The organism is Ktedonosporobacter rubrisoli (assembly GCF_004208415.1).
In the GTDB taxonomy this organism is placed as follows: domain Bacteria; phylum Chloroflexota; class Ktedonobacteria; order Ktedonobacterales; family Ktedonobacteraceae; genus Ktedonosporobacter; species Ktedonosporobacter rubrisoli.
This window is the reverse complement of record NZ_CP035758.1, coordinates 1,556,044-1,581,886: the sequence shown is the minus strand read 5'-3', so window position 1 is coordinate 1,581,886 and position 25,843 is coordinate 1,556,044. Positions and strand designations below refer to the sequence as shown.

The window sequence follows — 25,843 nt, the reverse complement described above, 5'->3', positions numbered from 1 at the left end:
CTTCTGACCGTATAAGTCCAGTGGACGGCCTGTCCGTTTGATTGTATAGAGAGCTATGTTTCTCGAAGCGATGCAGCCTGTTCTTGTGTCCAAGTCAGTGCCACCTGGACAAATAACTGCGCTCCTGGGGAGGCTGTGGAACGCTGGCGAACGGCGAGTCCAATCGGCACATCTTGCGGTGGATTGAGCGGAAGGGCAAGGACCCCTTCTAGCTTTCGCGGAAGCATCGTACGCGGCAACAGCGTGATGCCAAGACCTTCGCGGACCATCGCAACGATGGTGGCGCTGTCACTGGCCTGATAACGGACATGCAGCCTGGCCTTGCCCATCTCAAAGCTTCCCATCTCCATCAACTGAGATGCACATCCAGCTTTTTCCATGATCAGCTCTTCTCCACGCAACTTCCCTGGAGACACAGCGTTTTCTGCATGGAGACGATGCCCTGTCGGAACAACCACACACAACTCGTCGGTCGTAATCAGTGTACTCTCAATTCCACACGCGGAATGGAACACGAAGCCAACATCAATGACACTGTTTCCGAGCCACTCGCTCACCTCTTGCATAGTGCCTTCAAAGAGGACGACTTCAATCTCGGGGTACAAGGCTCGAAAACGCATCAAGACGCTGGCGAGCATCTCTGGATAAAGGGCGTGAACAGTCCCTAGTCGAAGTTTTCCTGAAACCTCGCCACGAAGTGCTTGTGCTTCTTGTTCAATGGCCTCGGCCTGTGCCAGCAGAGCACGCACACGCGGAATGATCTTTTGACCAGCGGGGGTAAGTGCGGCCACTCCCTTACGGTTGCGTTCCAGGAGGGTCACCCCTAACTCGCTTTCAAGGGCTGCCAGGGCGTGACTTACCGTCGATTGCGTCAAGTCAAGCGTATAGGCAGCTTCAGTAAAGCTTCCTGTTTCGACAAGAGCAACCAAGCACTGAAGTTGTGAGAAGTTCATATGGGCAACTTTCATAAGGATATGGTTAATATGATTTGCGTGCATTGTAGCAGATCCGGTATACTCCTGGCAATTGACAGTCTCGCAGAGAAATAAAACAGGAGAAGAAGCATCTTGCCAATCCTCGATCTTTCCTTTGACGAAGTGCTCAGTACCACTCGCGCGGTACGTCGGCGCCTGGACTTTACACGCCCGGTAGAGCCAGAGGTGATCCAAGAATGCCTGTCTCTTGCCGTGCAGGCTCCAACCCCAGGTGGGATACAGAGCTGGCATTTTCTTGTTGTCACTGACCCGGCGCTTCGGCAAGCATTGGCCGCGCTCTATCGTAAAAGCGCCTCTTCTCCTGGTGGCCAAGAAGATATGCTCAAACAGATGATCGCCGCAGCATCCTCTGAGAAGGAAGCCGCAGACCTGACCAGGAAAGTGGCTCCAGCGCGATATCTAACCGCACACTTCCACGAGATTCCCGTCCTGGTTATTCCCTGCATTGAAGGACGGGCCGGGAATCTCTCTGCTGTTGAGCAGGCTGCTCACTGGGGAGGTATCTGGCCTGCGACCTGGAGCTTTATGCTGGCCGCCCGCTCACGTGGTCTGGGTACCGTTTTGACAACGCTTCATCTCGCATTTGAGCAGGAGGCGGCGGACATCCTGGGCATCCCTTACAAACATGTGATGCAAGTAGGCCTCATCCCCGTCGCTTATACGCTAGGGACAACATTCAAGCCTGCGACGCGCAAGCCACTGGATACCATGCTGCACTGGGAGCGGTGGAGATCAAAACAGGAGGTTGGCAGCGCAATGGGTAATGAAAACCGATGAAACTGTAAAGAGAGAACGACTGATGAGTAACTTTACTTCAGAAGAACAAGTCTATTTGCAAAGCCAGCGCTTCGGCCGGCTGGCAACTGTTAGCGAGAAGGGAGAACTTCATGTGGTACCTGTGGCCTTTCGCTATAACCCTCATGAAGACAGCATTGATATTGGTGGACATAAGCTGACGCAAACAAAAAAGTATCGTGATGCAGTCAGTCATGGGCGTGTGGCCTTTGTCGTTGATGATGTTTTGCCCTCGGGGCAAACGCGGATGATCGAAGTGCGTGGGATGGTTGAAGCACTACCGGAAGGCGGTCAAGAGATTGTAGAAACCTTCTCGCCAGAGATGTTGCGCATTCTCCCTACACGGATCATCTCCTTTGGTTTGAGGAGCAACACTATTGAGCCAGGTCAGGCAAGAGCTGATTTTTCCAGTCGCAAAGTAGAGTAAACATGAGAGGTGTCAGGGGCCGATGTTCCTGGCACCTTTTGCAAGAGTTCCAACAGAGAGGGGCTTGTCGCTTTCCTCTCTTGTACCAAACTGATCAACTAGGCCGCTACAGTCGAACAACTTGAACAGAAACCCGGAAAGCACTTATGATCGTCTGTATAGTGTTTCAGGGCTGGGAAGTTCAGGGCAAAAATTCTCTGCGAGGAGCCTTGTTTCTTTCAGCTTATCGATTGTCGCCCTGGGGTGTACCTCATGGGCGTATGATGCAACCCTGCCACAGAACGTGCCACAAAGGCATAGGGAACTTGCACAATCAGCGTTGCAGCCAGTGTTGAATGATATCACTATGCTCCTTATAATGTTCGTAGGTGTTGCTGGCAATAATAAACCTGGCAGGATCATCGCTGGCAATTAGCAGCCAGTCGGGATCGTTCTTTGTACCCCAGGAAGGAGGCACGTTCAGGCTCTCTTCGCTCATCGCCCTGACTGCTTCCAGGACGCGCTGATAAGAGGCTCGGAAGGCAGCCAGCACCTCCGCCAGTGGACGATCTTTATACTTCTTGTAGATGCCTTCGTTGATCTCGTCTATGCCAGAAAGGCTGTCGGGCAGGGAGAGATCTGGAAGGAACTGTGAAGGTTTTTTCCCTGTCATTATCCCCTGAAGCTGCTCCACCAGATAGTCTTGCCAGGCAGTGATATGAGCGATATTGTCTTTGACTGACCAGTTACTATTGACGTTAGGAATGGTCATCTGTTCTTCGCTCAAGCTGGCGAGCAATGTCTCAAACTGAGCATATCCTGTCTGGATTTTTGTAAGAATTTCGACCTTCTCTCCTGTCTCTGGCATGGTATTCTCCTTTAATCTCTTTTCCTTCCAGTATAGATATTGTTGCGCCATTTGTAAATCCGTGAATTTCTTGTAAGGCAGAAACTAGCGAACATACAAGGATTACCCATGAACGCAATGTGGTATACTTGGGGAGGAAAAAGGAGTGATGAGACCGTTTCGAGAAGCGATGAGGCATTGCCGGGTCCCTTGTCTGGAAGACAGCCCATCCCATCGCGTGCTACGTGGAAGCAACAGAGTCATGGTCAAGAAAGCCGCCCAATCCGTCCCCAATCAATTGCTACGTCGGGCTCGCCTGGAGCGTGGGTGGTCACAGCAGGTGGTCGCAGAGCGCATTGGCGCCCCTAATTATATGATGGTCACACGCTGGGAAGGCGGCAAGGCCTTTCCCAGTCCATACTACGTGGAGCGGCTCTGCCAGCTCTTTGAACTAAAGGCCAGCGATCTCGGTTTGCTGCGAGATTCATCAGCCCAGGCGGTGTGGCCAGTCTCTCAAACTCATGCTGGCAATTTGCTCAGTTCACACAAGGCTACAGACCGGCGCACTGCACAGATTTTTCACCTACCAGCGGCGCGCCATCTACCCGCGCCGCTCACTCCGCTAGTTGGGCGTGAGCAGGAAGTCGCCGAGCTTAGTGCGCTCCTGCGTCGTCCAGCGGTGCGTCTGCTCACTCTTGTCGGACCCGGCGGCGTAGGCAAAACACGCTTAGCGCTGGAAGTTGCCCAAGCCTTGAGTGCAGAGTTTGCCGATGGTGCTTGCAGCGTTGCGCTGGCTTCAGTGAGCACACCCGAGCTGGTCACGGCAGCCATCGCCCAGGCCCTGGCCCTATGGGAAGCCGGCGATCGTCCCCTATTGGAACAGGTGCAGGATTACCTCCAGGAGAAACACTTGCTGCTGCTCCTCGACAACTTCGAGCAGGTGCTGGCGGCTGCTCCACGCCTGGTTGATTTGCTCGCTTCCTGTTCTCAGCTTAGTATCCTGGTGACAAGCCGGGCCGCCTTGCATCTTTCTGGGGAACACGAGTTCATCCTGTCCCCGCTGGCCGTGCCCGATCTTAAGCAGCTTCCACCGCTCGCAGATTTGCAGCAGGTGGCAACGGTACGCCTGTTCCTGCAGCGCATTCAGTCCATCAAAGCTGACTTTCAACTGACGGAGGCCAACGCCCGCACCATAGCCGAGATTTGCATGCGCCTGGAAGGGCTTCCGCTCGCCATCGAACTGGCCGCAGCACGCATGAAGCTATTGCCTCCGCAGGCCTTGCTCAAACAGCTAGAGCATCGGCTCGACGTCTTGACCGGTGGTGCACGTGATCTGCCCCTCCGTCAACAGACGTTACGCAATACCCTCCAATGGAGCTACGATCTCTTGAGTCACGAGGAGCGCCGCCTCTTCTGCAGGCTCTCCGTCTTCGCCGGTGGTTGTACGCTACAGGCCGCCAGCGCCGTTGCCCAGGCAACCGAGCAGACAAGCAATGAAGACGGCCAGCTGCCCTTGCAGGTAGTAGAGGGCCTGACCTCTCTCATCGACAAGAGTTTCTTGCAGCAAAGCGAGCGAAAGGGCGAGGAGCCACGTCTCACGATGCTAGAAACGCTCCGCGAGTATGGATTGGAGCGCCTACGCGAGCAAGGGGAACTGGAGGCGGTGCGGCAGGCATATGCATCCTACTATCTGGCATTCGTGGAGCAGTCAAGTATGTATCTCTTCAGCCGCGATGCCGGCAAGTGGCTCGATCTGTTGGAGCGGGACTACGAGAACATCCGGGCCGTCCTGCTCTGGGCGCTGGAGCGCAAGCAGGAGGAGGAAGGGAGTGGTATCGAGATAGCTGTAGCTCTGGGGAGCGCATTGTGGCGTTTCTGGGTCACGCGAGGACGTGTGAGCGAAGGACGCTCTATGCTCGAACGACTGCTGACAGCGAGCGAGAAGCACAGCATTCTTCTACGCGAGAAGACCCTCCTTGCCCTAGGAACGCTTCTCTGGCATCAGGGCGATCACGCCCGTATAGAGGAGACAGTTGAGGAGGAATTGTCCCTATGTCAGCAGCTTGGAGACCAGCAAGGGGTCGCACATACACTGATAGGTCTGGCAGGGCTCGCTTTCCATCAGCGCCATTATATGCTAGCTCATGCCCTGGCTGAGGAGTCCCTGCGAACCTGGCGCGCCAATGGCGACACCTGGAGGACGGCTGCCGTCCTTTTGCTCCTGGGGCGCATGACCTCCGCGCAGGGCGCGTATGCCAGAGCTCAGCAATTGCTACAAGAGTGTCAGGCGCTCTACAGGGCACTTGGCTATGCTGGCGATCTCGCCTGGCCGCTCATCTATCTCGCCCGCAATGCTCTGATCCAGGGAGAGCTAAAGCGAGCCCGTAGCTTGCTTGAGGAAGCTGTGGCGCTCTGCCGAGAGGCTGGCAACAATCCGGGACTCGCCCATGCCCTCAGTCTGCTTGGACAGGATGCCCTCGAACAGGGTGATGTTGCCAGGGCCTACGGCTTGCTAAGCGAATGCCATCGGCTCAACGAGGAGGCGGGAAACCGCCGCAAGCTTGCGCGGTCGCTGTTCCTCCTGGCGTGTACATATGCCTTACAGGGAAACCGCAAGAGAGCACGTCTGCTGTACGAGCAATGTCTGTCCCAGGCCCTGGAATATCCCCGGCTGGTAGCTCCCTGCCTGGAAGGGTTGGCAGCCGTGGCAGCTACCAAGGGACAGGCAATTTGTGCGGCACAGCTCTGGGGCGCAGCGGAGAAGGCGCGTCAGGGTGATTCTGTCATTCTTCCCCAGGCACTACGCGCCAGTATCGAGCAAGCACGAGCCGCTATTTGTATGCAGCTTGGTGAAGCGGCCTTTGAACTGGCTCTAGATGAAGGGCGCACAATGCCCCTGGCCTACATCCTGGCGGCGCAAGAACCGCTGACAATACTAAGCCCAGCGACGGCCCATCCACTGCCAGGAAATTCCTGCACTATCCAGCAGGGCTGACCACCCATGAGGTGGATACGGCGAAACTTGCTTGAAGGCTAGCTCACGTTTGTCTCCCTGCTCGTTCGCACAAAACCTGATAGAGACGCCTGGAAAAGACCTTGTTACGCCTCTTCTACCTTCTCGCTGGGAGCATACGAGTCAAGAGAGCAGACCTGCTCAAATCCCAATTTGTGTAAGATGGGTGCTGATGTCTCTGGATCAGACTGCACGATAGCTGTCGTGGCTCCCATGACATGCGCATCCTCCAGGCGTTTGGCTACCATCGCCGTGTAAATCCCTCTGCTCCGATAGGCTTCAAGGGTTGCGGCCCCGAGCAGTGCCACAATCCCATAACCATCAAATACAGAGACTGCGGTAGCAACTGGTTCCTCCAGGTCCGGCACATAGGCAAGATAGAAAGCAATTGGTTTATTTATTGTCCCGTAACAGAGATTGAGTATGCTCATCAATTCTCTATCCAGGCCGAAGGCACGGGCTATCATGGAGCGTTGCGCATTCCACGCGGCGAAGCTGACCTGCTCGACACGGATAGTAGGATCGCTCTTAATCGCCTGATCGAAGTTGCGCAAGACAAGGCCTTTGACGCTTCCTCGATAGGTTAGCCCTGCCGCGACAAGGCGCTCACCGAGATTGTGCGGTTGGCTCGTTGGTCCCACATACCAGCCAAAGAACTTTCCCGCTTGTCGATATCTGGCCAGCACCTGGGCAATGCCCTCATCCACATTGGCCTCCGTAAAGGTTGCCAGGCCAACCCGGTTGAGGAAGGTGCTTTGTAAGGAAGAGACCCGAGCCGTTACTCCTGGCACATCCATGGGCCAGACCAATCCATCGACGTAAGTATGATATCCTAACAGCATGAATGTTGCTTCAATCCTGCTTACTATTGCCGTTTCGTCCATGAAGCTTTTGCTCCTAATCCTGTCCTACTCATGTATCTTGCAAGAAAGGCGATGTTTGCAAAGCATAAACTTACCTAGTCCGTTTCGCTATTCTAGCTCGCTCCTGACAGGATGGATAGGAAAATCTTGCGCTTTTGTATGCGGCTCTCAACTCGCTCGAAGTAAATTTTGGAATTCTTCAGCTCACGGAATTTTTGACAGTTAGGTGCGCGGTTCAGACGCTTTGACGTATCGGTACAGAGTGGCACGAGAGATCCCAAGGATAGAGATCAGTCAAACCCTTGTTTTTACGCCCCTGTGCTTATTGGGGTTCCTCTGCTCCAGCGGAACGCTCAAGCTTTTTCAGACAAGCATCGAAGGTAATGAGATGCCAGACCTGTCGCTCTTCAATATGCTTCTTTTTCTTTGGGTTGCCGCCTTTGCCTTATTTTCGGCCTTCCGTCGCACCGTCTCAATCACTTTCAGGGTATTCGTCAAGGTCGGGCGATGTGAAAAAATTGCCTTCAATCATGAGCAGCGCCACCACAATCGACACCTCGCCGTATGATGCGCAGATCAGGGGTGCGCACTCAAATTGGGCAAAAAGTTGGTGTCAGAACCTCGGTTGAGAGAAGATCCCTTACCTTTTCTGGGAATGGGTGCTGACTGTATAAAGAGAAGAGCAAGATCTGAGAAGTTTTTTTTCGCAGGGAACGGATATTATTGGGAGAAGGGATGCGGTCTATCCTCATCTTTTAGCAAAGGCTGCGTTACGACCATTAACATAGTAATTATCAATCTAACTAACGCGATGTGCAAGTTTTTTAAGCAACGAAGCGGTCCAAGAGAAGACGAGGAAGATCATCTTGCTGATTGAACCAAACACACAAAGTGTGCATCAAGAACAGGCGCAAGAGCCGATTGCGCAGATGCCAACAATCGCGTGCCCAGACGCGTTTGAGCTGACAGCGGTCGGTCAATTGCCCGAAAACGGTGTCAATGAGATAGCGCACGCGTCCGAGCACTGGGCTGTGAAAGGCTGCGGCCAGCGGCGCATGAGCGCGGCGATAGGGCGCTTGCAGCAGCAGACCTTGCTCACGCAACTCAGCTTGCAGATCGGGCAGCCAGGAACCTCTGTCGCCCAACACGATGCCTTGGGTCCCTTGCAGAACCAATGGAGCTATTTCCCCATCAGGTTCATTGGCTGGAGCCAGGAACCCATGAGTAATGACCCCAGGCCAGCCCAAGCGCAGATGCAAACGAAAACCGTAAAAGGTCTGCCGATCAGCATGATCTTTGCCGTAGCTAGCGCTGCCACGAAAGCGCACACACCAGGGAGCTCGTGCAAAACGACACACCGGGACGGGAACGCTCTCAACAATGCCAACCAAGGGATCATGGCGCACCAGCTCATCGCGCACCCAACACCACATGCGCTCTTTGACTGCCCACAGATTGGCGGCTTGTCGGACAAACGTGCTGCGGTGCAGCTGATGCAAGGCAGGGAAAAAGTGCCTATAATGCTGCCGGAAGAAGTTCAAGAGCCTTTTCTCTTGATTCAATCCCAGATAGGTGCCTACGACTTCCATCGTCAGCACCTCGCTGTCGGTGAGTTTGGGCTGCGGGCCACGCCTGCGCAAGCGCCTTCCTTCAAGAATACTCGGCATCATCTCGTCAATCCAATAAAAACATGTGATAATAAAGTCGTCAAGGTTCATGGCGGTTCTCCTCAGAAGCGTTTGGTTTGTTGCTCTGAGGATAAGTCATGAGCCTTTTCCTTGGCAAGATAACTTGCACATCGCGTTAACTAAGGAGATTCGAATGCAAAAAATAGTAACTTTTCTTTGGTTTAACGACCAGGCAAAAGAAGCGGTAGATCTTTATGTATCGCTGTTTGAAAATGCAAAAATAATAAACACATCGTATCTCACAGAGTCAGTGGCAAAAGAAGCAGGAAAGAAATCCGGAGATGTATCAACAATAGACTTTGAACTGAATGGCCAAAACTTTACTGCGCTCAATGGCGGTCCAATGTATACTTTTAGTGAAGCTATCTCAATAGCAGTAAACTGCAAAACGCAGGAAGAGATTGATAAGCTTTGGGAAGCGCTATCCGAAGGCGGCGAAATAATGTCATGTGGCTGGCTCAGGGACAAATATGGTTTGACATGGCAGATTATGCCGGAAAGCCTGGATATAATGATGCGTGATCCAGACCCTGCTAAAGCTGATCGGGTTAGCGCTGCTATGCTTAGTATGGAGGGTAAACTGAATATAAGCGAACTCGAAAAAGCCTACAAAGGCGAATAATTTAACTAGCTAACCCCGTGTGCAAGTTTTTCCACAGCCTACGGCGCTGAGTAGGGGAGAGAGGCTGGGAACAATTCGCTAGATCGTGGCGCGCCCCATTATCTCTCCTCGAAGAGGGTTCCCGTTTCTCAAAAGTTGCACATCGCGTTAGCTAAATTTGGTATACCAATGGCCCAAATCTCATAATTGTAGTTGAGTCCAAAGAGATGCGCATCAGGTCCGGCCTGGGCTGTGATTATTTCGAACTTAATCTGTCCCATGTGAGCACGATCCTTGTTCTATACTAGTACAAACAATCAAAACGCAAAGAAGTTTTTTCATGCAAGTAAAGCGAATCCAATAATAGATTTGATAGCTCAGAAAAAATATATCTTCTTCTGAAAAGAAGTATAAATGATAGACATGCATATACCTATGCTCTCTATGAAATATGAAATAATTGTAATAGTAAAGGCGAGAATGATCTTCAGAAGTGTATCAAGCGCTCAGTTTCATGATTCTCCCTCATCGCTTCCTTATCGGCAAAATCATATACCGCCTCTGAGTTATAGAAATGCCATTTTTACCCGACATTATCACGTGCAACAATACATAGCCCCATGTCTTGAATAAGCTTGCTTGCTTCCTGCCTGCTAGATGGTATACTCCTTAAGCTGCTTGAGGCAGGCGTCTCTTCTTACACACCACTCGCGGCTTACGACTTCTCCCTCGCGCAAAGTGCTCATCAGTTCGATACAGTGCTTCAGGAGTGGTTGCACATCATTGTACAAATCCTCGAAGATTGCTTGACGCTGCGCCCTTTTAACGAGCTCATCTTCGTACTGCTTCCACTCACGCTGGCAGAAGTGCAATTCGCGCAAAATGTTTTCAAGAGGCTCATCTTTCACAGTCTTCCTCCTATCTCACTGGCCATGAGCAATTCACGCTCAAATCTTCCTCCACATATCGCCACAAGATAATGCCCTCCGGTCTGCTCCCAAAGCTCATAGGTACGGTTCCAGGCTTCATAGAGGCTGAGAAAGATCCCTTCCTCTCCTACAGCTACATAGGTGTTCCTCTTGCGTCTCCAGATGCTCCAGGTCAAACTACTGTGGATCTTCTGACAAATCTTTGTCACGGCTACATTCTCCAGCTCTCTCCTTTCTCTTGCCCAAAGGGTTAAAGCAGCCAACACATCATTAGCATCGCCCGCGCCTTTTATCGCTGCTAAGGTGGCAAGGTACGGCTTGCAGTGAGTTTCGTAGCGCTCTCCCGCTTGCCTGGCCTGCTGCAATTCTTCCTGAACCCAGTTCTGTAAATCATCCAGGGCAATCATGTCATCCTCCCTCTTGTTTACCGCTACAAGCTTGCTTTATTATTTTTTTCCATACGCAACGTAGATGCTGTTGCACGTCCGATAGCGGTCCCATTCCTGGGGAATCTGGGCCAGAACCGCTTCGAGCTCGTGAAGTGGTACGCCGAGCTGTGCATTGAGCAGTCCTTTGATGGCCAGAAAGCCGGCAAAGACATCCTTGCCCCAGAGCACACCCTCGTGTCCGGCCCAGGAACCTAGCGGATAGGAAAGCGTTCTGAAGACAACTTCGCGGGCTCCAGCCTCCTCTAACCAGCGTCCGATGTTGGCAATGATCCCGGCATCAATGCCGCGCATGCGCAATGCCGCACGTGTCCAGCTCAGAAAGCGCTCGGTTTGCGGTCCCGTTGCCGCAAAGCCATCCCCGGCCTCGATCAGCTCAACCCAGCCGCCCAAACGTGTCACACGCAGCAGCTCCTTGATCTCCCAGGGCCAGGCCTGTGACGGAAGCGCCGCGACTAAGAGGCGCTGATGGGTATAGTCAAAGCTCTGCTCGGCAAAAGGCAGCCCGTGCAGAATGTTGCCCTGGACAAAGCGACAATTGGAGGCAACGGGGCCAGGAGGCAGGGCAAATTCGGTATCGAGCCCGCTGATGCGCGCTTGGGGAAATTGTTGAGCTATCTCAAGCATCCAGTAACCCGGTCCACAGCCAACATCAAGGATATTGCCAACCCGCTCAAGTGGGGCATGATAATTGCCTCCTAACAGTGTCTTAAAGACATAATGTTGATAGTGCAAGCGGTCGTTTTCCTGCAGATCTTTGGGAAGCGCGTAGGGAATATCTTCCCGCCAGCGGCGCCCTCCTTTGACAGAGGTGAGAGGGCAGGGGCCCGGCTCCCAACGTGTTGATACACCCTGTCCTTTACGTGCTCGTCTGAAGAAGCGAAATAGATGCATTGCCATCCCTTCCAAACACTAAAAACATGCTTCGCATGCTTTCCCTAGAATGCTTCTGGCTTCCTCCTCGCCGATGAGAGGAACTAACTGTTGATAGTAGGCGCCTAAGCGTGCGGTTCGTTCGCGAATAAAGCGATGATAGGCGCTCCCCGCTGCAAGCCCTTCTAATCCTCGCCTGGCTGCTTCGCATTCCAATTCGATTTGCCGTTTGAGCTGTGCTACTTCACTCATTGACATGAAATGGACTCCTCAAGTTGTTGTTTTACATGAAATAGAAGCTCGCTTGCTTGTCTTGACACTTAACGATTATTAGTTGCATAATAGATTTGTAAGTTTTCATGTGTCGGTATGAATATATCACTCTTGCAAGATCAAAATGTAAAATTTTCTTGTAAGAGGGAGATAATTTAACAAATGGATTACACAGTATGAGGTAAAATATCTTCTACGATCCCTATTTATACTTAAAATAAGTGAGGAGAATGGAAGATGTTGAATGAGGCATATATTGGCAATTATGGACCTTACACGATTTTAGAGAATGGCCTGCCCGATTTCAATGAGGTTGTAGCTGACTTTCTCAAGAAAAGCGAGATAGGATTGGAGGAGTTTGGAAGAATCTACGGCATAGCAGCGAGAAATGAGCCTTATACCAGGATACGGATTTACCAGATGATACACAATAAGTCCTTCCCAACTGATTCTAAACGAAGATGGATTTTAGCAACCTTGCTTCAGATCCCCCCTGCATTGCTTGGGGTAACCTCGCTTGAACAGCTACTTCTTTCCTCTCAGGAAGTCGAGAAGCCTCTTTTTCCACTTCAACAGCGGCTCGCTACACCGCAGACAATTAGCCCTACATCATTGAATATCAAAGAAGCTCATCAAGCACTCGGAAACTACTGGAAATTGCATAGAATAAGCACAGCTTTCCAACACGTAGGAGAAATCAAAACGAGTATCTCCCAGCTAGAAAAAGCGCTTCTTTACGGAGATCGTAAAGAGAAGCAGCAGAATTTATCTTTATTATGCGGATTTCATATGCTGCTCTCAAATATGGCCAGTGATAAGGAAGAGTATAACAAGGCCATTCTCTACCTCAATCGGGCATATCTCCTGGCAAGTGAAGGGAACCTTTTCAAGTTACAAGTGGCAATTCTGTGCAGAAGAGGTTGGGTCTTTAAAGAAAGAGGCGAAAATACAGCGGCTCTTGGCTATTTCGGGAAAGCAGAGCAGGATTATACCTTTGCTACAGATGATTTTACCGCCGCACTCTCTCTTAAGAAATATCTTTCACCTGGTATCCAGGGATCTGCACTTATGTCTTTAGGGCAGTTGAAAGCACATACAGCACAGGATGGCTATCACTTCCATCAGGCCATCAAGCAGATTGATACCTCAGAACAATTTATCGGGAGAAAAGATAGCGAGGATGATATTCATTCTGTAACTTTCGATGAAGAGCGATATCATTTGGATAAAGCCGCAGCCTATCTTGCTTCTCCAGTGAAAATGGCTCGATATCCAAGAGATGCGAGGCGAGAGTTGAGAAATGCGCTTGCGGCGCAGGCAACACCTATCCCCAAACGGCGACTAGCCTACAATACGATCCTTCAAGCCAAATCGTATCTTGTGGAAGAGGATTACGAACAAGCAATCGATGTCCTTAAGCAAGCCCTGTCCCAGACAAAAAGTCTTCATTCTCATATCAATCTCGCTCGTATTGCTAGCATGCATGGAGCATTGCAGAAAAGTACGTATGCTAAGGGCCATATAGATGTGGCCGTATTAGAGGTAGAAATCTTTAAGGCACAACATCCAAAGCTTTTTAACATCTGAAAGTTCTCAGTTTAGAAGAGGGGTTTTGACTCTTTTATACGCCACGCTTATGTGGGGCTGAAAGCCGAGCATGCAGATGAAATCAAAGGAACAGATCAATAATGTGCCCCGAGATATGCGAAGACGCCTGGCATTGGCGCATCTTCTCAGCATCCCTTTTGCACTCTTTGGCTTTGAAGCGCTAGAAGCACATAAGGGCTTAGACCTATTTCTGTCTCAATCTCCTACTACAAAACGAGCAGAAATATCTCTCACAGAATGTCGCCGCCAACTTTTCTCCTACTGGAAACAGAACCATACTACTACAGCTGTTGGAATGCTACGGGAGATTTACGAGTGGATTGAACAATTGGAAGAGGAAATAGTGTATGGAGGGAAAGAGCAAAGGGCAATCACGATGTGGTACCTTTGCCATTATCACATGGTTTTTGCTAATGTGGTAAGGGATTTGCAGGATTATGAGCAAGCCATTACCCACTTGAATAAAGCACATCAACTTGCCGGGCATCTTAAGGATTCACGACCTGTACGGGAGCTAAAAGTATTAGTCTTTCATCGACGGGGAATTGCGCTACAAGAAAGAGGCGATCTTATAGCAGCAGCCCAGGATTTCAAAGCTGCCCAATCTCTTCTTACTGCAGCAAGCCCCCAATTGCATGGAGCTGTTCTTTCATCTCTTGGTTACGCTCAGGCACATTTAGCCCAGAGCCGTAAGGACTTTTATCAAGCATTACATCTTATCGATCAAAGTACTTCATGGATTGAACAGGGAAAGGGAGAGGATGAGCATTTTGTCAAATTTGGTGAGGAGCGATATCATCTGGACAAAGCTGCAGCCTATCTGGCCTCTCCACTCGCTACCCTATGCTCTCCAAAGGATGCAAGGAGAGAATTGAGAGAAGCGCTTACCGATCCCTCCCTTAAACGGCGCTATGCTTACAATACGATCCTTCAAGCAAAATCCTATGTCGCAGAGGGAGAATACGAACAAGCTATCACGCGAGCAGAGGAAGCGCTGACGATTGCCATAGAGATTCAGTCCAAAATAAATATCTCTCGCGTGGCCCAAATATATAAAAAGGTTCAGGAAAGCCCTTATGCTGGCCACGACGATGTTATGCACTTAGGCGTAACCCTGTTGCGAGGCCAATATCCAGAAATTTTTGCATGAATTGTTTTAGATACAGGACAAAACATGTGGCCACCAATCGTTGAAATGCAAAAAGCTTAAAGAATACGAAGATGCCAGAATCACTACCACGACGAGCTGCCATCGCCAAAATTCTGAATATCCCGTTACTCCTCCTCGGGGTATCACCTCTTGTTGGGCAAAATACGAGTGCTGGCACGCTAGAACTCCTCGAATCGCTTGCCCACACTACTAGCAACGCCATGATCATCTACGAACGTATGCTAGCTCTATGTTGGGAGACATGTTATACGAGCAGCTTTCAACGCGCTGCGGCAGACGTTGCTTTTTGTGTAGAGGAGCTTGAGCAGGCAGCAGACAATGTACAGAGTCTGCAACGTCAACAAATCAATTATATGCTTTGTCGCTTCTATCAACTAGCAGGAATAATAGCACGGGATCGTATGGACTTTACGCAAGCGCTCTATAACGGGACAAAAGCAGTAGATCTGGCGCTTGAGCTAGATAACGCAGAGCTAATTGCAGCGGCCCTTGAACATCGTTCAGGCACCTATGCGCGGAGAAGACGATATGATCTAGCGCTTACAGATATTCAACGCGCTCTCCCTTATGCTGATCGATCGCGCGACATTCTTAGAGGAAACGTATATCTCGTGGCAGCGGAAAAATATACGCGTACCGGCCTGCATGACTCACAAACGGAAAAAACGGTTATGGCATTTTTAGATACTGCCGGGCGCATTGTGCGTAAAGGAAAGTTAGAAAACGATGGAAGCTTCTTAAAGCTGAATGTAGCAAGCCTCCATATCGAGCAAGCAAAATTGTTGGCCTGCTTTCAGCATTTTGATGCCGCTCATAACTCATTCGCCATTGCCCATAAGCATCTCGGACCAGATCTTCTCAGTTGGAAAGCCAATATCTACCTTGAAGAGGCGGAAGCCTTTTTGCAAGAGGGCGAACTTGATGGGAGTTGCGAACGAGCATTGAAGGCCTTGAGGATCGTGCGCACGCTTCAATCACGAAGTCGAGAAGAACGCATCCAACAGCTTCATCATCAGTACAAGAGCAAAGATCCTAACAATGCCCTGGTATGCGCGCTTGGACAGAGATTAGGTCCTTGTAGAGTGAAACCACTTATTTAAGCTTATCATCAATTCAGATGAGCAACGATTTTGGCAACTGTTCATGCATAGTTCTTGGAGAGTGGGGTTACCTCTGGATGGATTACTTACAGATGGAACAAATCAACAATGTTCCTGGCAGGAACAAAATTCCAAGGAATATTGACCGTCGTAGAGCGTTAGCTAAAATTTTATCAATTCCTCCTGCTCTTTTAGGCCTTGCAAGTCTCAATGAGATTACCGGAACTGAGCAAGTCAGCGCCGCCCACACGCTTAAGTATACTTCCCTGGATATCGAAAGGCATGATCATGAGCTAAGGTATCTTTGGAAAATTCATTACATGCACACTGCCCAAAGCTCATTTGAAGACATCCAGTTCTACATCAAGGAACTGGAGTCTGTAGAAGCTCAAGCAAAGGGCAATTTATTACACCATATTGGTGAAAGACTAAATGGGTTGTATAGATTAGCGGCTACCATTCGAAGGGATCAAGGAGATTTTCCAGAGGCATATAAGTACGCCAATCAAGGGGTACGGGTAGCCAGGCTCATGGGGAATGATATCTTCTCTTCACAGGTCCTCTCTGCATCCTATTTTACCCGTGGAGTAGTAAGTTTAGCCTGGGGAGCATTCGGGCAGAAAGAGAAAATTGATGCAGCCATTAATGATTTCAATAAGGCCCTTCCTCAAGCCAGCCCTCAATTGAAAGGTATTCTCTGGGCGGAACAAGCTCGTGCCCAGTCTCTTAAAGATACGACCCCTATAGGCGAGTGCATTGCACTACGTACACTAGAAAAAGCGGAAAGATACGTAGAAGTTGAGAATAGGCCTAATGATTTCTATTATCAGATCCTCGTGAATGGTGATATGAAGGGTCTGGATACGAAGAGATTCATGATTGGTAGGGCCAAAACCTTCCTTTCCCTCGGACAATACGAGAAGGTGAGGGATGAGCTTGATGCGTTAGAAGAGCTTAGAGGAGCCCCACATGCAAGGCGAAGGGTCTGGATAGATATTTTATATGGGCAAGCATCGTTAGGGATGAAAGATTACTATACAACCACCCAAAGAATGCTCACTGCAGTCAATGAGAACCTGAAAGTGAGGTCAAGTGTTCATCAGGCTCGAATCCAGGAAATATATCAGCAGCTCGTTAGTAGCCGCTTTAACAAAGATCCAGAAGTGAAGCGCTTGGGAAAGATTTTAAAGATCTGAGCCTAAAGGGCATGAAGGGAAAGTCTACCTTTTCTCTCCATGCCCTTCTAACTAAACACTCATCTGGAAATTGAGAGAAAAAATAGGTACCGTTCATAACTATTGAGCCGGAGAGAAAGTGATTTGGATAGACTCAGGCGCTCCATGCTCCAACTCCTTATAGGCGCAGGTTCATCCATTGCTCTTCCCGAACTAAGTGATACCTGGGAACGGCTGGCATACGCGCTTCATAATCCTTATCGTATTGATGAGACAGCAATGACAAAGATGGAGCAATTAACGAACCTCTACTGGGAACTCTATCGAGGAGCTATCGCAAAAATTGACCTGTTGAGCGGGTTACAAGGACATTTAAGCACTGTTGCTAAACTCCTGCACGTCTCACAACCAACACCTCTCCTTCACCGGCTTGCTAAAGTGGCGAGTAATACAGCCCAAATTATCGGAGAAATCTATCTTGATACTGAAGATACAGAGCAAGCGGTAAAATATTATCAGTTTGCCATAGAGGCCGCTAAGGAAGCAAACAACCCCACCTTACAAGCTCTGGCATTAGGGCGTAAAGGCTTTGTATTCATGCATGCAGGATTACCCCAACAAGCACTGCCCCTTTTACGCGAAGCCTACACACAAGCTGAAGGAGGGAAAGCCACAGGAAAAAGCTTAGGCTGGATTGTGATGATGGAAGCTGAAGCATTATCTAGTCTGCGCTCAGCTGAAACACTTGTCGCCATTGAAAAAACAGAAACCGTTCTCAGCCAAGAAAACAGCGGGGAAGATACGAAATGGACGGGCTTCAATAGTGCCGCCCTCTCGGCATATAAAGGAGCTTGCTTATTACGGATACACCAGCCAGAGCAGGCGCGCCATCTCCTTTTCCGTGCTCTGCAAGACTTACCTCCGGGGCCAACGCGTAGAGAATCCTTGATCCTTGCTGATATCTCCAAGTCCTTCATCCTACAAGGAGAAATCGAAGAGGCTTGTAAACAGGCTACGCAATCCCTGTCCTGCGCCGCAAGAGCAAAATCTATCCGGGCTTTACAAGAGGTAAGAGCCGTGCAGAAACAGCTTGCCCCCTGGAAAAGGCAACCAGAAGTCAAACATCTGACAGAGCAACTCAAATCAGTCAAGTTTGCCTAGTGGGAAGCAGGCTTTTCAGGTTGGAAGGTCACAAGCCCGCTCTTGCCTCCGCTCTTTTGAGCTATATAGGCTTGCTCAATGGTAATTGTGTTATCGACAGCCTTACACATGCAGTAGATCGTGAGCACCGCTATAGTGGCGGCTGTAAGTGCTTCTACTTCTGCGTAGGTTTTATAGGTAGTACGCACAGTTGTCTCTATAGCAATCATCCCTTCTTCTTCACGAAAACCAAAAGTTATATTAATATGGGTAAGTGGCACTGGCAGCAATGAGGTGCCACAAAATCCTTTCATTGAATTATCGTATTGACACCAGTACTTCAACCTTTCAACGGAGACTATCATGCATTGGCGTTCGAAACTACTGCATTCCTCTTCCCATACACCGGAAGGCTTCCGGTCGCTTTCTATCCCCATCTACCGAGGCTCGACTGTCGTGTTCGACAAAGCTGCAGATATCATCGACGACTGGCGGCAAGAGACACACGGCTATACCTACGGGATATACGGCAGCCCGACTGTCCTCGAACTTGGCGCGCGGATCGCGGAGATCGAAGGAGCGCATCACTGCTTCGTCGTACCGGGCGGCCAGGCGGCGATCGCGCTAGTCTATCTCACTTTCTGCCAGGCCGGCAGCCATGGGCTCGTGCCCTACAGCGCCTATGGACCAAGCAAGGAGATGGCCGGCGGACTGCTCAAAGGGTTGGGTATCGAGATCGAGACCTACGATCCGGCGATCGGCGCAGAGATCGCAGAGCTGATCCGACCTAACACGGCACTGATCTGGACCGAGAGCCCAGGGTCCGTGACTATGGAGATACAAGACGTACCAGCCATCGTCGCCGCTGCCAGGGCGCACGGCGTGCCAGTGGCACTCGACAATACCTATGCAGCCGGCGTGCTTTTCGACGCCTTCAAGCATGACGTCAATGTCTGTGTGCAGGCGCTTACGAAATATGTTGGCGGCCATAGCGATCTGCTGCTCGGTTCAGTGTCGGTCTCAAGTCCCGAACTCTACGAGAAGGTCGGTTCAGTCTGGAACCAGCTCGGCATGGCCGTGTCGCCTGATGATGCTAGCCTCGCGCTGCGCGGATTGCAGACGCTGGGCATCCGCCTGGAGCGACTGGAATCAAGCACGCTCACTGTCGCGAAATGGCTAAAGGACCGGCCTGAGATTGAGACAGTGCTGCACCCGGCGCTGCCCGACTGCCCAGGACATGATCTCTGGAAGCGCGATTTCAGCGGGTCGGCAAGCGTCTTTTCGTTCGTGTTCGGCCCTGAGATCTCGGCAGGGAAGGTGCTCACCTTTGTAGACAGCCTCACGCTCTTTCGAAAAGGTTTTAGTTGGGGAGGCACCACGTCGCTGGTAATGGTCTATCCCGACATGCGGCGGCCAAATCGGGATTACGAAGGACGCCTCGTTCGCCTCAACATTGGGCTGGAGGAGCCGGACGACCTGATCGCCGACCTGTCGCGCGCTCTTGATAGGTTTGGGAGCCGTGTAGAGGGATGAGAATGCCTGGTACATCTGCTCTGGTTCTGGTTGCACCCCTTTGATCCAACTCAGAACGGCGGCAGGGCTGTGATAGCTGTCATCTCACTTCTCATACGCGAGATGTTTTTGGAAGCTGTAATCTTGGTGCCACTTCTCATGAGCAGCAAGCAAATCATCCCAGATTTGTGCTTTGGTTACGGCCATCCCACGCCTGGTACTGATACCTGGCTGATCAGCACCTGCCCGGTGCGAGCCGCGATCGCCTCGTTGATCTTCTCGAAGCCACGCCATTCGGCAGCCAGCATGAATAGCGTCTTGCGGTCCGCACCACCGAGCATGACAGCGAAGATCGCGCGGTTGTATTCGAGGCGTTCCAGTACCTCGCCTCCCTCGCGGATTCGCACGACCGCCCCCTCTGGGGCATCTTCACGTCCGCTGTGGGCGCGCACATCTGCTGTCTGAACCCAGATAGCGCCTTCGGCGTCCATGCAGATGCCATCAGGACCCAGGCCCTCGGCCCACACTCGCCGGTTGGACAGGCTGCCGTCAGCTTCGATATCGAAGGCAATAAGCCGTCCGGCGAAGGACTCGGAGACGATCAGCGTTTTGTTATCAGGCGTGACCACCATACCGTTGGGAAACGCCAGATCGCCCGCAACCTGGCGGGCCGAGCCATCCGGGGTGATCAGTGCGATAATGCCGGCTGTGGGCGGCTGACCGGCGAGGAAGCCAAAGCGGATGCTGTTGAGGTAGATGTTGCCCCGGCCATCGACTACGATTTCGTTCCAAAAATCGGCAAACTCGCTCAGGTCGGCGTGCCGGACCATCGATCCATCCGGCTCCCTGCGCAGCAGCTCCTTACCGGTGACCAGAAGGCAGCCATCGGGCAGCCAGTCGATGGCCCAGCCCAGGCCAGCGGGTCCATGGCCGGTGACCTCACTGTTGCCAGCAAGATCAACCGCGACAATCTCGCCTGTCCCCCAATGAGCGAACCATAATCGGCCCTCGTGCCAGCGAGGCGTTTCGACATAGGCAAGCCCGTCCAATAGGACTTTGGGTTCAGGCATGGACGATGTATTTGGCATCGGTCTCTCTCTTTCTCAAAAAGACTGTGCTACAAAGCGCTCCAATGGGCATTTCTTTAGGCAAGTTTTGCCCTCCCCGCTGTCGAAGAGGCAAATACACAACTGTGCTTGACAATAAAAAGTGTAGCACAAACGTCGGAACAAAACTTCTTATGGTTTGCTCTTCTTGAGGCATGTGAGTCTAATTAACTTTTGGCAAAGCCTGCGAGGCTCTATCCGAGTTTCTTCTTTGGCCCCATCTATCCCCCAACATCCTACCCCTTATCCCTTAAACGTCTTGTTTTTCCCCAAGACCTGGGATATACTCATCCTCGTTGGGGGAATATTCCCTTCTTTAAGCCAGGAAAGCAGAAGATAGGTTTAGCTATGTCGAAGGTCACAGCAGCGGTTCTGCTCTGGGTTCCCCAGAAGCAGCGCTATGAACTACACGAGCGAGATTGCCCGAACCAAACGCTATTGTTGACAGAAGAGGATGCCTGGTTTAGCTGGCTCGCGACGCATACTTCGTTCTCTTTTCAGGGAAAAGAAGGGCACTTGAGCCTTTTGAAAGAGGCGCGAGCTCGCGGGGCCGGCTATTGGTATGCCTATCGCTCCTACCAGGGGCGCCGCCGCAAGAAATATGTTGGACCTGACTGCTTGCTCTCTCCCGCCCGCTTAGAGAGCATCGCCCGCGCCATCGCATCAGGTCCATCTGTGGAAGCGCTGCCTTCCACGCCACCGCAAGAGGAAAGCAGCATTTCTCTCCCCGTGTTGCTTGAGTCCAAGCTTCAAATGCCTCAACTTCCTGCTTTTCTCCTGCCTCGCGAACGCCTCTTGCAGCGACTAAACAAGGGCCTGCCAGGCAAGCTAACGCTGCTCTGCGCTCCGCCAGGCTTCGGCAAAACGATTGCCGTGCGCCAGTGGCTTCATGCGCTACCTGAGCAGGGAGGGCCACTTCCTGTCGCCTGGGTCACGCTTGATGCTGGCGACAATGATCCGGCCCGCTTCTGGCACTATGTGATCAGCGCTTGCCAGATCCTTGCCCCCAACGCTGGGCGGGAAGCGCTTGTCCTTCTGGAGCCCACAGCTGTACCATTTGAGACAAAGCTTCCGCTAGAGAAAGCCCTCACCTTATTCCTCAACGACCTAACACACGCTCCAGGCAAGGGGCTGCTGGTTCTTGAAGATTACCATGTAATTACTTCTCCACGCATCCAGGCATCGTTAGGCTTTATGCTTGAACATCTTCCCGCCACCCTGCATCTTGTGATTACGACGCGCTGCAATCCTCCTTTTCCTCTCTCACGCCTACGGGCCAATGGTGAGCTGAACGAACTACTAGCTTCCGATCTTTTGCTCACCGGCCAGGAAACGGCTTCGCTGCTACATCAGGCGACAGGAGCGCCCATCGCAGAGGAGAGACTTGTGCATATTACCCGTAGGATTGGCGGTTGGGCCGCAGGCATCCGGCTCCTGCTTCTTACACTTCAACGCTATAAGGATACCGAAGCTCTTGAGAAGCATCTTGAGGCATTTTCTGGCCGCAAGCAGGAGGTTAGCGAATATTTTATGGAAGAAGTTGTCTCCAGGCAGCCGGAGCCAATCCAGCGTTTTCTCTTCCATACTTGCCTGCTCAATCGCTTCACGGCAAGCCTCTGCGACGCTATGCTGGAGAGAACTGATAGCGCCTCTCTGCTGGCCACAATTGAGAATGCGGGGCTATTCCTGGAATCATTAGACGAGGCCCGGCAATGGTATCGCTATCATGAGCTCTTTGCGGAAGCTATGAGGGCCAAAGCCAGGCATTTCCTTGCTGCAGAGGAGTTCACCCGGAGTCTGAGCAAGGCGAGTGGCTGGTTTGAAGAACATGGGATGCTCGCAGAGGCCATTGAAACGGCGCTATCTGCCTCGCGCTACTCGCATGCCGCCGCCCTCATGGCCCAGATTGAGCGCTTGCCCTTCACTTCGAACTTTGGCTATCCCACCTTACAACGCTGGCTAGAGTGCTTGCCGGAGGATGTGCTCTCAGCTCACCCCCAGCTGTGTTTGACGTATGCATCTGTGCTCCTTTTTCCAAGAAGCCTGCAAGGGATCACTCCTGTAGCTGTGATTGAGCGTGTGCTTGACCGAGCCCAACGGGCTTTTCAGGAGAGCAATCAATCAGAGCAAATCGGCGCAACGCTAGCCGTTCGCGCCATCCTGGCACAGAGGCAAGGTTACCGGCAAGAAGCAAGCGATCTTGCCAGACAAGCTCTTGGCTGCTTGCCGATTCAGGAGCGCATGTGGCGTGGGATCGCTCTCTCGCTCGTGGGAGTCGAAGAACTTGACAGAGGTGATCTGCTAGCCGCCTGGCAGACGGGTCTTGCTTTGCAGGATCTCTCCCGCTCTGCCCCCAACCGGAATGCCTCGCGCGTCGTTCCTCTCTTTCTTGCTGAGGTGGCAACTGGCCTTGGAAAACTTCACGATGCCGCCCATCTCTATCAACAAGCCCTTGAGCATGCCGAAGATGATCTCACGGATCGGAGCAAGGCCTTGCTCGGTCTGGCCCGGATCTCCTACGAATGGAACGCGCTGGATGATTCCTGGCAGCAGGCGCAGGAGGCTGCAGAACTTGGCGCGCATCTCGCAGCTGAAGAGCTGCAGCTTCAGGCCCAACTGCTGCTTGCGCGTCTCCTATTTGCGCGCGGAGAGCAGGCACAGGCCCAGCGTCATGTGCAAACGCTTCTGGCGGGATTGCAACCAGCTTTGCCACAGGCAAGCTCACTCAAGCGCCTGGCCCTGGCCTGGCAAGCCAGGCTGCAGCTCGCGGAGGGCGCAGGCTCGGCAATCAAATACTGGTTAGCGCTGCGCTCCAACGATCCTGCTTCTCTCCCGTCGTCACTGCAAGAATTTGAGGAAATGATCATAGCCCGCTGGCTGCTGTTTCAAGGGAAAGCTCAAGAGGCCAGGAGCACATTGGAAAAGCTCCTTGAGCAAGCCAGGGAGGCGGGACGTTTCTATAGAATGTGCGAAATTCAGCTTTTGCTCGCAGTTTCCTGGCTTGCGGACAGGCGCGAGCAAGCTGCACGCATTTCTCTGCAAGAGATGCTTTCCCGCGCTCAATTGGAAGGCTACACGCGCCTCTTTTTGGATGAAGGAGAAGCAATGATCGCGCTTGTCCGCCGCTGTCTCCCCCAACTGCATGAGCAACCCCAACGCCGCTATCTACAAATGCTATTGCGCTCTGGCATACAAGCTCGCACGCCAGACGCTCTACCCGGCGCTGTTAAAGACATGTGGGGAGAAGCACTTTCCCGGCGCGAGATCCAGGTGCTGCGCTTACTGACTGAGGGAGCAACGAATCAAGAAATTGCGCGCCAGCTGGTCGTTTCTGTCAACACTGTTCGTAGCCAGGTTCAAAGCATTTATCGCAAACTTCAAGTGAGGGGACGAATGCAGGCGGTTGAGGTGGCCCGACAATTGCATCTGACGCCATAAATTGCCTTACGCATGCCCTATCATCCAAAAATCGTCAGCAGAGATGATGTCCTCTACGCTTTGCGCTGCTACACTCCTTCTCGGAATGAATTGTATGAGATGTGCATCCCACACCTCTCAAGCAAATATGGGAAGGAACCATCATTTATGGCAAACTCATTTACCTCGACTTCACAATATGACGAGCAGATACCCGTTTTGATCGTTGGTGGAAGCCTTGTCGGGCTATCCACAGCTCTCTTTCTTTCCTGGCATGGTATCAAATGCTTGCTAGTAGAGCGCCATCGCGGCCTCTCTCCCTTCATTCGGGCCGGTGGCCTCAGCCCACGCACTATGGAGCTGTATCGCCAGAGCGAGCTAGAAGCGACCATCCGTGAGGCTGCATCCCCAACCGATGCCCAGGTGCTCCAGGTTGAATCCCTGGTGGGCAAAGAGCTGGCAGCGATGAATATCAGTGATTTCGTCACGCCTGCCAGTCCTATGGCGAGTTGCGCCATCACACAGAATATGCTCGAACCAATTCTGCAGGCAAGGGCCAGGCAATTAGGGGCAGATCTGCGTTTCAACACCCGGCTGATCTCATTCCAGCCGGAGACCGATAAAGTAACTGCACTTATTGAGGATCAAGCCAGCGGGAAGCGCTCCACCATCTCTGCACGCTACCTGATCGCTGCTGACGGAGGAAATAGCCCTATCCGTGAAAGCCTGGGAATTACAACGCAAGGACCCGGCGTGCTCTCTCACCAGGCCAATATTCTTTTCAGCGCCGATTTAAGCGGTCCCTTGCGCGGTCGCAAGGTGCTTTTCTGTCATGTGACAAATGCAGATATCCAGGGAATTCTCGGCAACGATCCATTCAATGCGCGTAGTGTGCTGGTCGTATCCTATCATCCAGAGTCAGGTGAGCGCGAAGAAGAATTTGCCGGCGAGCGTGGGATCAGGCTCATTCGTGCCGCGGTTGGCGTACCTGATCTCGCGCTCGATATTCTCGAAACACGCTCCTGGGAGATGGCGGCCTTTGTTGCTGAACGCTTTGGAGAGGGCCGTGTGTTTCTGGTAGGCGATTCTGCGCATGTCATGCCCCCCATGGGAGGATTTGGCGCAAATACTGGCATCGCCGATGCGCATAACCTGGCCTGGAAGCTGGCTTTTGTGCTCAAGGGCCTGGCCGGCCCGCAGCTCCTCGATACCTACGCAGCAGAACGCCGCCCAGTAGTACAGTTGACGGTTGGACAAGCTTTGGCAAACTTTGCTGAGCGTTTTTCCGAAAGGCAGACCGGAGATACCGCAGCTCCACGCCTTGATTACTACACTGTGGTACTCGGTTATCTCTATCACTCGGCTGCAGTTCTAGAGGGCACGGCAAGCTCAGAGCAGTATGAAGATCCCCAACAGCCCACGGGTCGCCCTGGCTCGCGTGCTCCGCATGTCATGTTAGAGAGGGCCGGAAAGCCGATCTCTACGCTTGATCTATTCAAACGAAACTTCGTGCTTTTATGCGCCGAAGCAGGGGATGCATGGAGTGATGCTGGCAAGCTTGTGGCAAAGCAGTTGGGAATCGCGCTAGATATCTACCGTATTGGCGAGAAAGGCGAGCTTATCGAGGGAGAGCAGCGTTTCCAGCAAGCCTATGGCATCTCTTCTACTGGAGCCGTGCTGATACGGCCTGATGGCTTTATAGGCTGGCGGCAAAGAGGAACCGCTGAACATCCCAAACAGGTTCTGTTCTCAGCCCTTTCACAGCTTTTGTCAAGAGAATGACCGCTGGCACTTTAGCTTAGCTCAGATGCGCGATCTGCTTGCCACGCAGCGTGCGCACCTGATCGACATAGGGCTGAATCTGCTCAAAGAAGGTCGGGACAAG

At 51.9% G+C, this 25,843-nt stretch carries 23 protein-coding genes; 12 read left to right on the top strand and 11 right to left on the bottom strand.

The window, feature by feature from the left end:
* Positions 1-53 precede the first annotated feature (53 nt).
* Positions 54-953: a LysR family transcriptional regulator gene (locus EPA93_RS07250; RefSeq protein ID WP_129886411.1), complete on the bottom strand. Its 900-nt coding sequence runs from the start codon at positions 951-953 to the stop codon at positions 54-56.
* Between the two features lie 114 nt (positions 954-1,067).
* On the opposite strand from EPA93_RS07250, the gene EPA93_RS07245 reads away from it, so the two are divergent.
* Together EPA93_RS07245 and EPA93_RS07240 are read left to right on the top strand one after the other, a co-directional pair.
* Entirely contained in the window at positions 1,068-1,772 is a 705-nt protein-coding gene (locus EPA93_RS07245; RefSeq protein WP_129886410.1) for a nitroreductase family protein, read from the top strand.
* Positions 1,773-1,794: 22 nt separating this feature from the next.
* Complete coding sequence (locus EPA93_RS07240; RefSeq protein ID WP_129886409.1) at positions 1,795-2,217, top strand: PPOX class F420-dependent oxidoreductase; 423 nt, start codon at positions 1,795-1,797, stop codon at positions 2,215-2,217.
* 313 nt (positions 2,218-2,530) lie between these two features.
* Here the strand turns inward: EPA93_RS07240 and EPA93_RS07235 are convergent, their stop codons facing one another.
* Positions 2,531-3,064, bottom strand: a complete 534-nt coding sequence (locus EPA93_RS07235) for a ClbS/DfsB family four-helix bundle protein (protein ID WP_165422938.1) — start codon at positions 3,062-3,064, stop codon at positions 2,531-2,533.
* A gap of 148 nt (positions 3,065-3,212) precedes the next feature.
* Between EPA93_RS07235 and EPA93_RS07230 the strand changes: the two genes are divergently transcribed.
* Positions 3,213-6,038, top strand: a complete 2,826-nt coding sequence (locus tag EPA93_RS07230) for a tetratricopeptide repeat protein (protein WP_129886407.1) — start codon at positions 3,213-3,215, stop codon at positions 6,036-6,038.
* 104 nt (positions 6,039-6,142) lie between these two features.
* On the opposite strand, the gene EPA93_RS07225 is transcribed toward EPA93_RS07230, so the two are convergent.
* Positions 6,143-6,940: a GNAT family N-acetyltransferase gene (locus tag EPA93_RS07225; RefSeq protein WP_129886406.1), complete on the bottom strand. Its 798-nt coding sequence runs from the start codon at positions 6,938-6,940 to the stop codon at positions 6,143-6,145.
* Positions 6,941-7,743: 803 nt separating this feature from the next.
* Positions 7,744-8,637: an IS982 family transposase gene (locus tag EPA93_RS07220; RefSeq protein WP_129886405.1), complete on the bottom strand. Its 894-nt coding sequence runs from the start codon at positions 8,635-8,637 to the stop codon at positions 7,744-7,746.
* Between the two features lie 103 nt (positions 8,638-8,740).
* On the opposite strand from EPA93_RS07220, the gene EPA93_RS07215 reads away from it, so the two are divergent.
* A complete protein-coding gene (locus tag EPA93_RS07215; protein WP_129886404.1) occupies positions 8,741-9,229 on the top strand; it encodes a VOC family protein in 489 nt (162 codons plus the stop codon).
* A 128-nt stretch (positions 9,230-9,357) separates the two neighbouring features.
* Here EPA93_RS07215 and EPA93_RS50275 read toward each other — a convergent pair whose 3' ends face one another.
* From EPA93_RS50275 to EPA93_RS07195, 5 genes are all read right to left on the bottom strand, one after another.
* Entirely contained in the window at positions 9,358-9,489 is a 132-nt protein-coding gene (locus EPA93_RS50275) for a hypothetical protein (protein WP_277988736.1), read from the bottom strand.
* 372 nt (positions 9,490-9,861) lie between these two features.
* Positions 9,862-10,116 (bottom strand): hypothetical protein, encoded by a 255-nt coding sequence (locus tag EPA93_RS07210; protein WP_129886403.1) that lies wholly within the window; start codon positions 10,114-10,116, stop codon positions 9,862-9,864.
* Positions 10,113-10,544, bottom strand: coding sequence for a hypothetical protein (locus EPA93_RS07205; protein ID WP_129886402.1), 432 nt, complete (start codon positions 10,542-10,544; stop codon positions 10,113-10,115). The genes EPA93_RS07210 and EPA93_RS07205 overlap by 4 nt, the downstream gene beginning before the upstream one ends.
* A gap of 39 nt (positions 10,545-10,583) precedes the next feature.
* Positions 10,584-11,477, bottom strand: coding sequence for a class I SAM-dependent methyltransferase (locus EPA93_RS07200; protein WP_165422937.1), 894 nt, complete (start codon positions 11,475-11,477; stop codon positions 10,584-10,586).
* A gap of 18 nt (positions 11,478-11,495) precedes the next feature.
* Positions 11,496-11,714, bottom strand: coding sequence for a hypothetical protein (locus tag EPA93_RS07195; RefSeq protein ID WP_129886400.1), 219 nt, complete (start codon positions 11,712-11,714; stop codon positions 11,496-11,498).
* 252 nt (positions 11,715-11,966) lie between these two features.
* On the opposite strand from EPA93_RS07195, the gene EPA93_RS07190 reads away from it, so the two are divergent.
* From EPA93_RS07190 to EPA93_RS07170, 5 genes are all read left to right on the top strand, one after another.
* Complete coding sequence (locus tag EPA93_RS07190) at positions 11,967-13,316, top strand: hypothetical protein (RefSeq protein WP_129886399.1); 1,350 nt, start codon at positions 11,967-11,969, stop codon at positions 13,314-13,316.
* A 76-nt stretch (positions 13,317-13,392) separates the two neighbouring features.
* On the top strand, positions 13,393-14,487 hold the full coding sequence (locus tag EPA93_RS07185; RefSeq protein ID WP_129886398.1) for a type 2 periplasmic-binding domain-containing protein: 1,095 nt from the start codon (positions 13,393-13,395) through the stop codon (positions 14,485-14,487).
* A 71-nt stretch (positions 14,488-14,558) separates the two neighbouring features.
* Positions 14,559-15,608: a hypothetical protein gene (locus tag EPA93_RS07180; RefSeq protein ID WP_129886397.1), complete on the top strand. Its 1,050-nt coding sequence runs from the start codon at positions 14,559-14,561 to the stop codon at positions 15,606-15,608.
* A gap of 92 nt (positions 15,609-15,700) precedes the next feature.
* Positions 15,701-16,804 (top strand): hypothetical protein, encoded by a 1,104-nt coding sequence (locus EPA93_RS07175; RefSeq protein WP_129886396.1) that lies wholly within the window; start codon positions 15,701-15,703, stop codon positions 16,802-16,804.
* A 123-nt stretch (positions 16,805-16,927) separates the two neighbouring features.
* Positions 16,928-17,944, top strand: a complete 1,017-nt coding sequence (locus EPA93_RS07170; protein WP_129886395.1) for a tetratricopeptide repeat protein — start codon at positions 16,928-16,930, stop codon at positions 17,942-17,944.
* Here EPA93_RS07170 and EPA93_RS49560 read toward each other — a convergent pair.
* Positions 17,941-18,237 carry a cyclic pyranopterin monophosphate synthase MoaC gene (locus EPA93_RS49560; protein ID WP_277988734.1) on the bottom strand — a complete coding sequence of 99 codons (297 nt, stop codon included), beginning with the start codon at positions 18,235-18,237 and terminating at the stop codon, positions 17,941-17,943. The two genes, EPA93_RS07170 and EPA93_RS49560, sit on opposite strands and share 4 nt — an antisense overlap.
* 49 nt (positions 18,238-18,286) lie before the next feature.
* On the opposite strand from EPA93_RS49560, the gene EPA93_RS07160 reads away from it, so the two are divergent.
* Positions 18,287-19,456, top strand: coding sequence for a cystathionine beta-lyase (locus EPA93_RS07160; protein ID WP_129886393.1), 1,170 nt, complete (start codon positions 18,287-18,289; stop codon positions 19,454-19,456).
* A gap of 176 nt (positions 19,457-19,632) precedes the next feature.
* Here the strand turns inward: EPA93_RS07160 and EPA93_RS07155 are convergent, their stop codons facing one another.
* Entirely contained in the window at positions 19,633-20,523 is an 891-nt protein-coding gene (locus tag EPA93_RS07155; protein ID WP_129886392.1) for an SMP-30/gluconolactonase/LRE family protein, read from the bottom strand.
* Between the two features lie 366 nt (positions 20,524-20,889).
* On the opposite strand from EPA93_RS07155, the gene EPA93_RS07150 reads away from it, so the two are divergent.
* Both EPA93_RS07150 and EPA93_RS07145 read left to right on the top strand, forming a co-directional pair.
* A complete protein-coding gene (locus EPA93_RS07150) occupies positions 20,890-23,979 on the top strand; it encodes a winged helix-turn-helix domain-containing protein (protein WP_129886391.1) in 3,090 nt (1,029 codons plus the stop codon).
* 147 nt (positions 23,980-24,126) lie between these two features.
* Entirely contained in the window at positions 24,127-25,740 is a 1,614-nt protein-coding gene (locus EPA93_RS07145; protein WP_129886390.1) for an FAD-dependent monooxygenase, read from the top strand.
* Positions 25,741-25,843 lie beyond the last annotated feature (103 nt).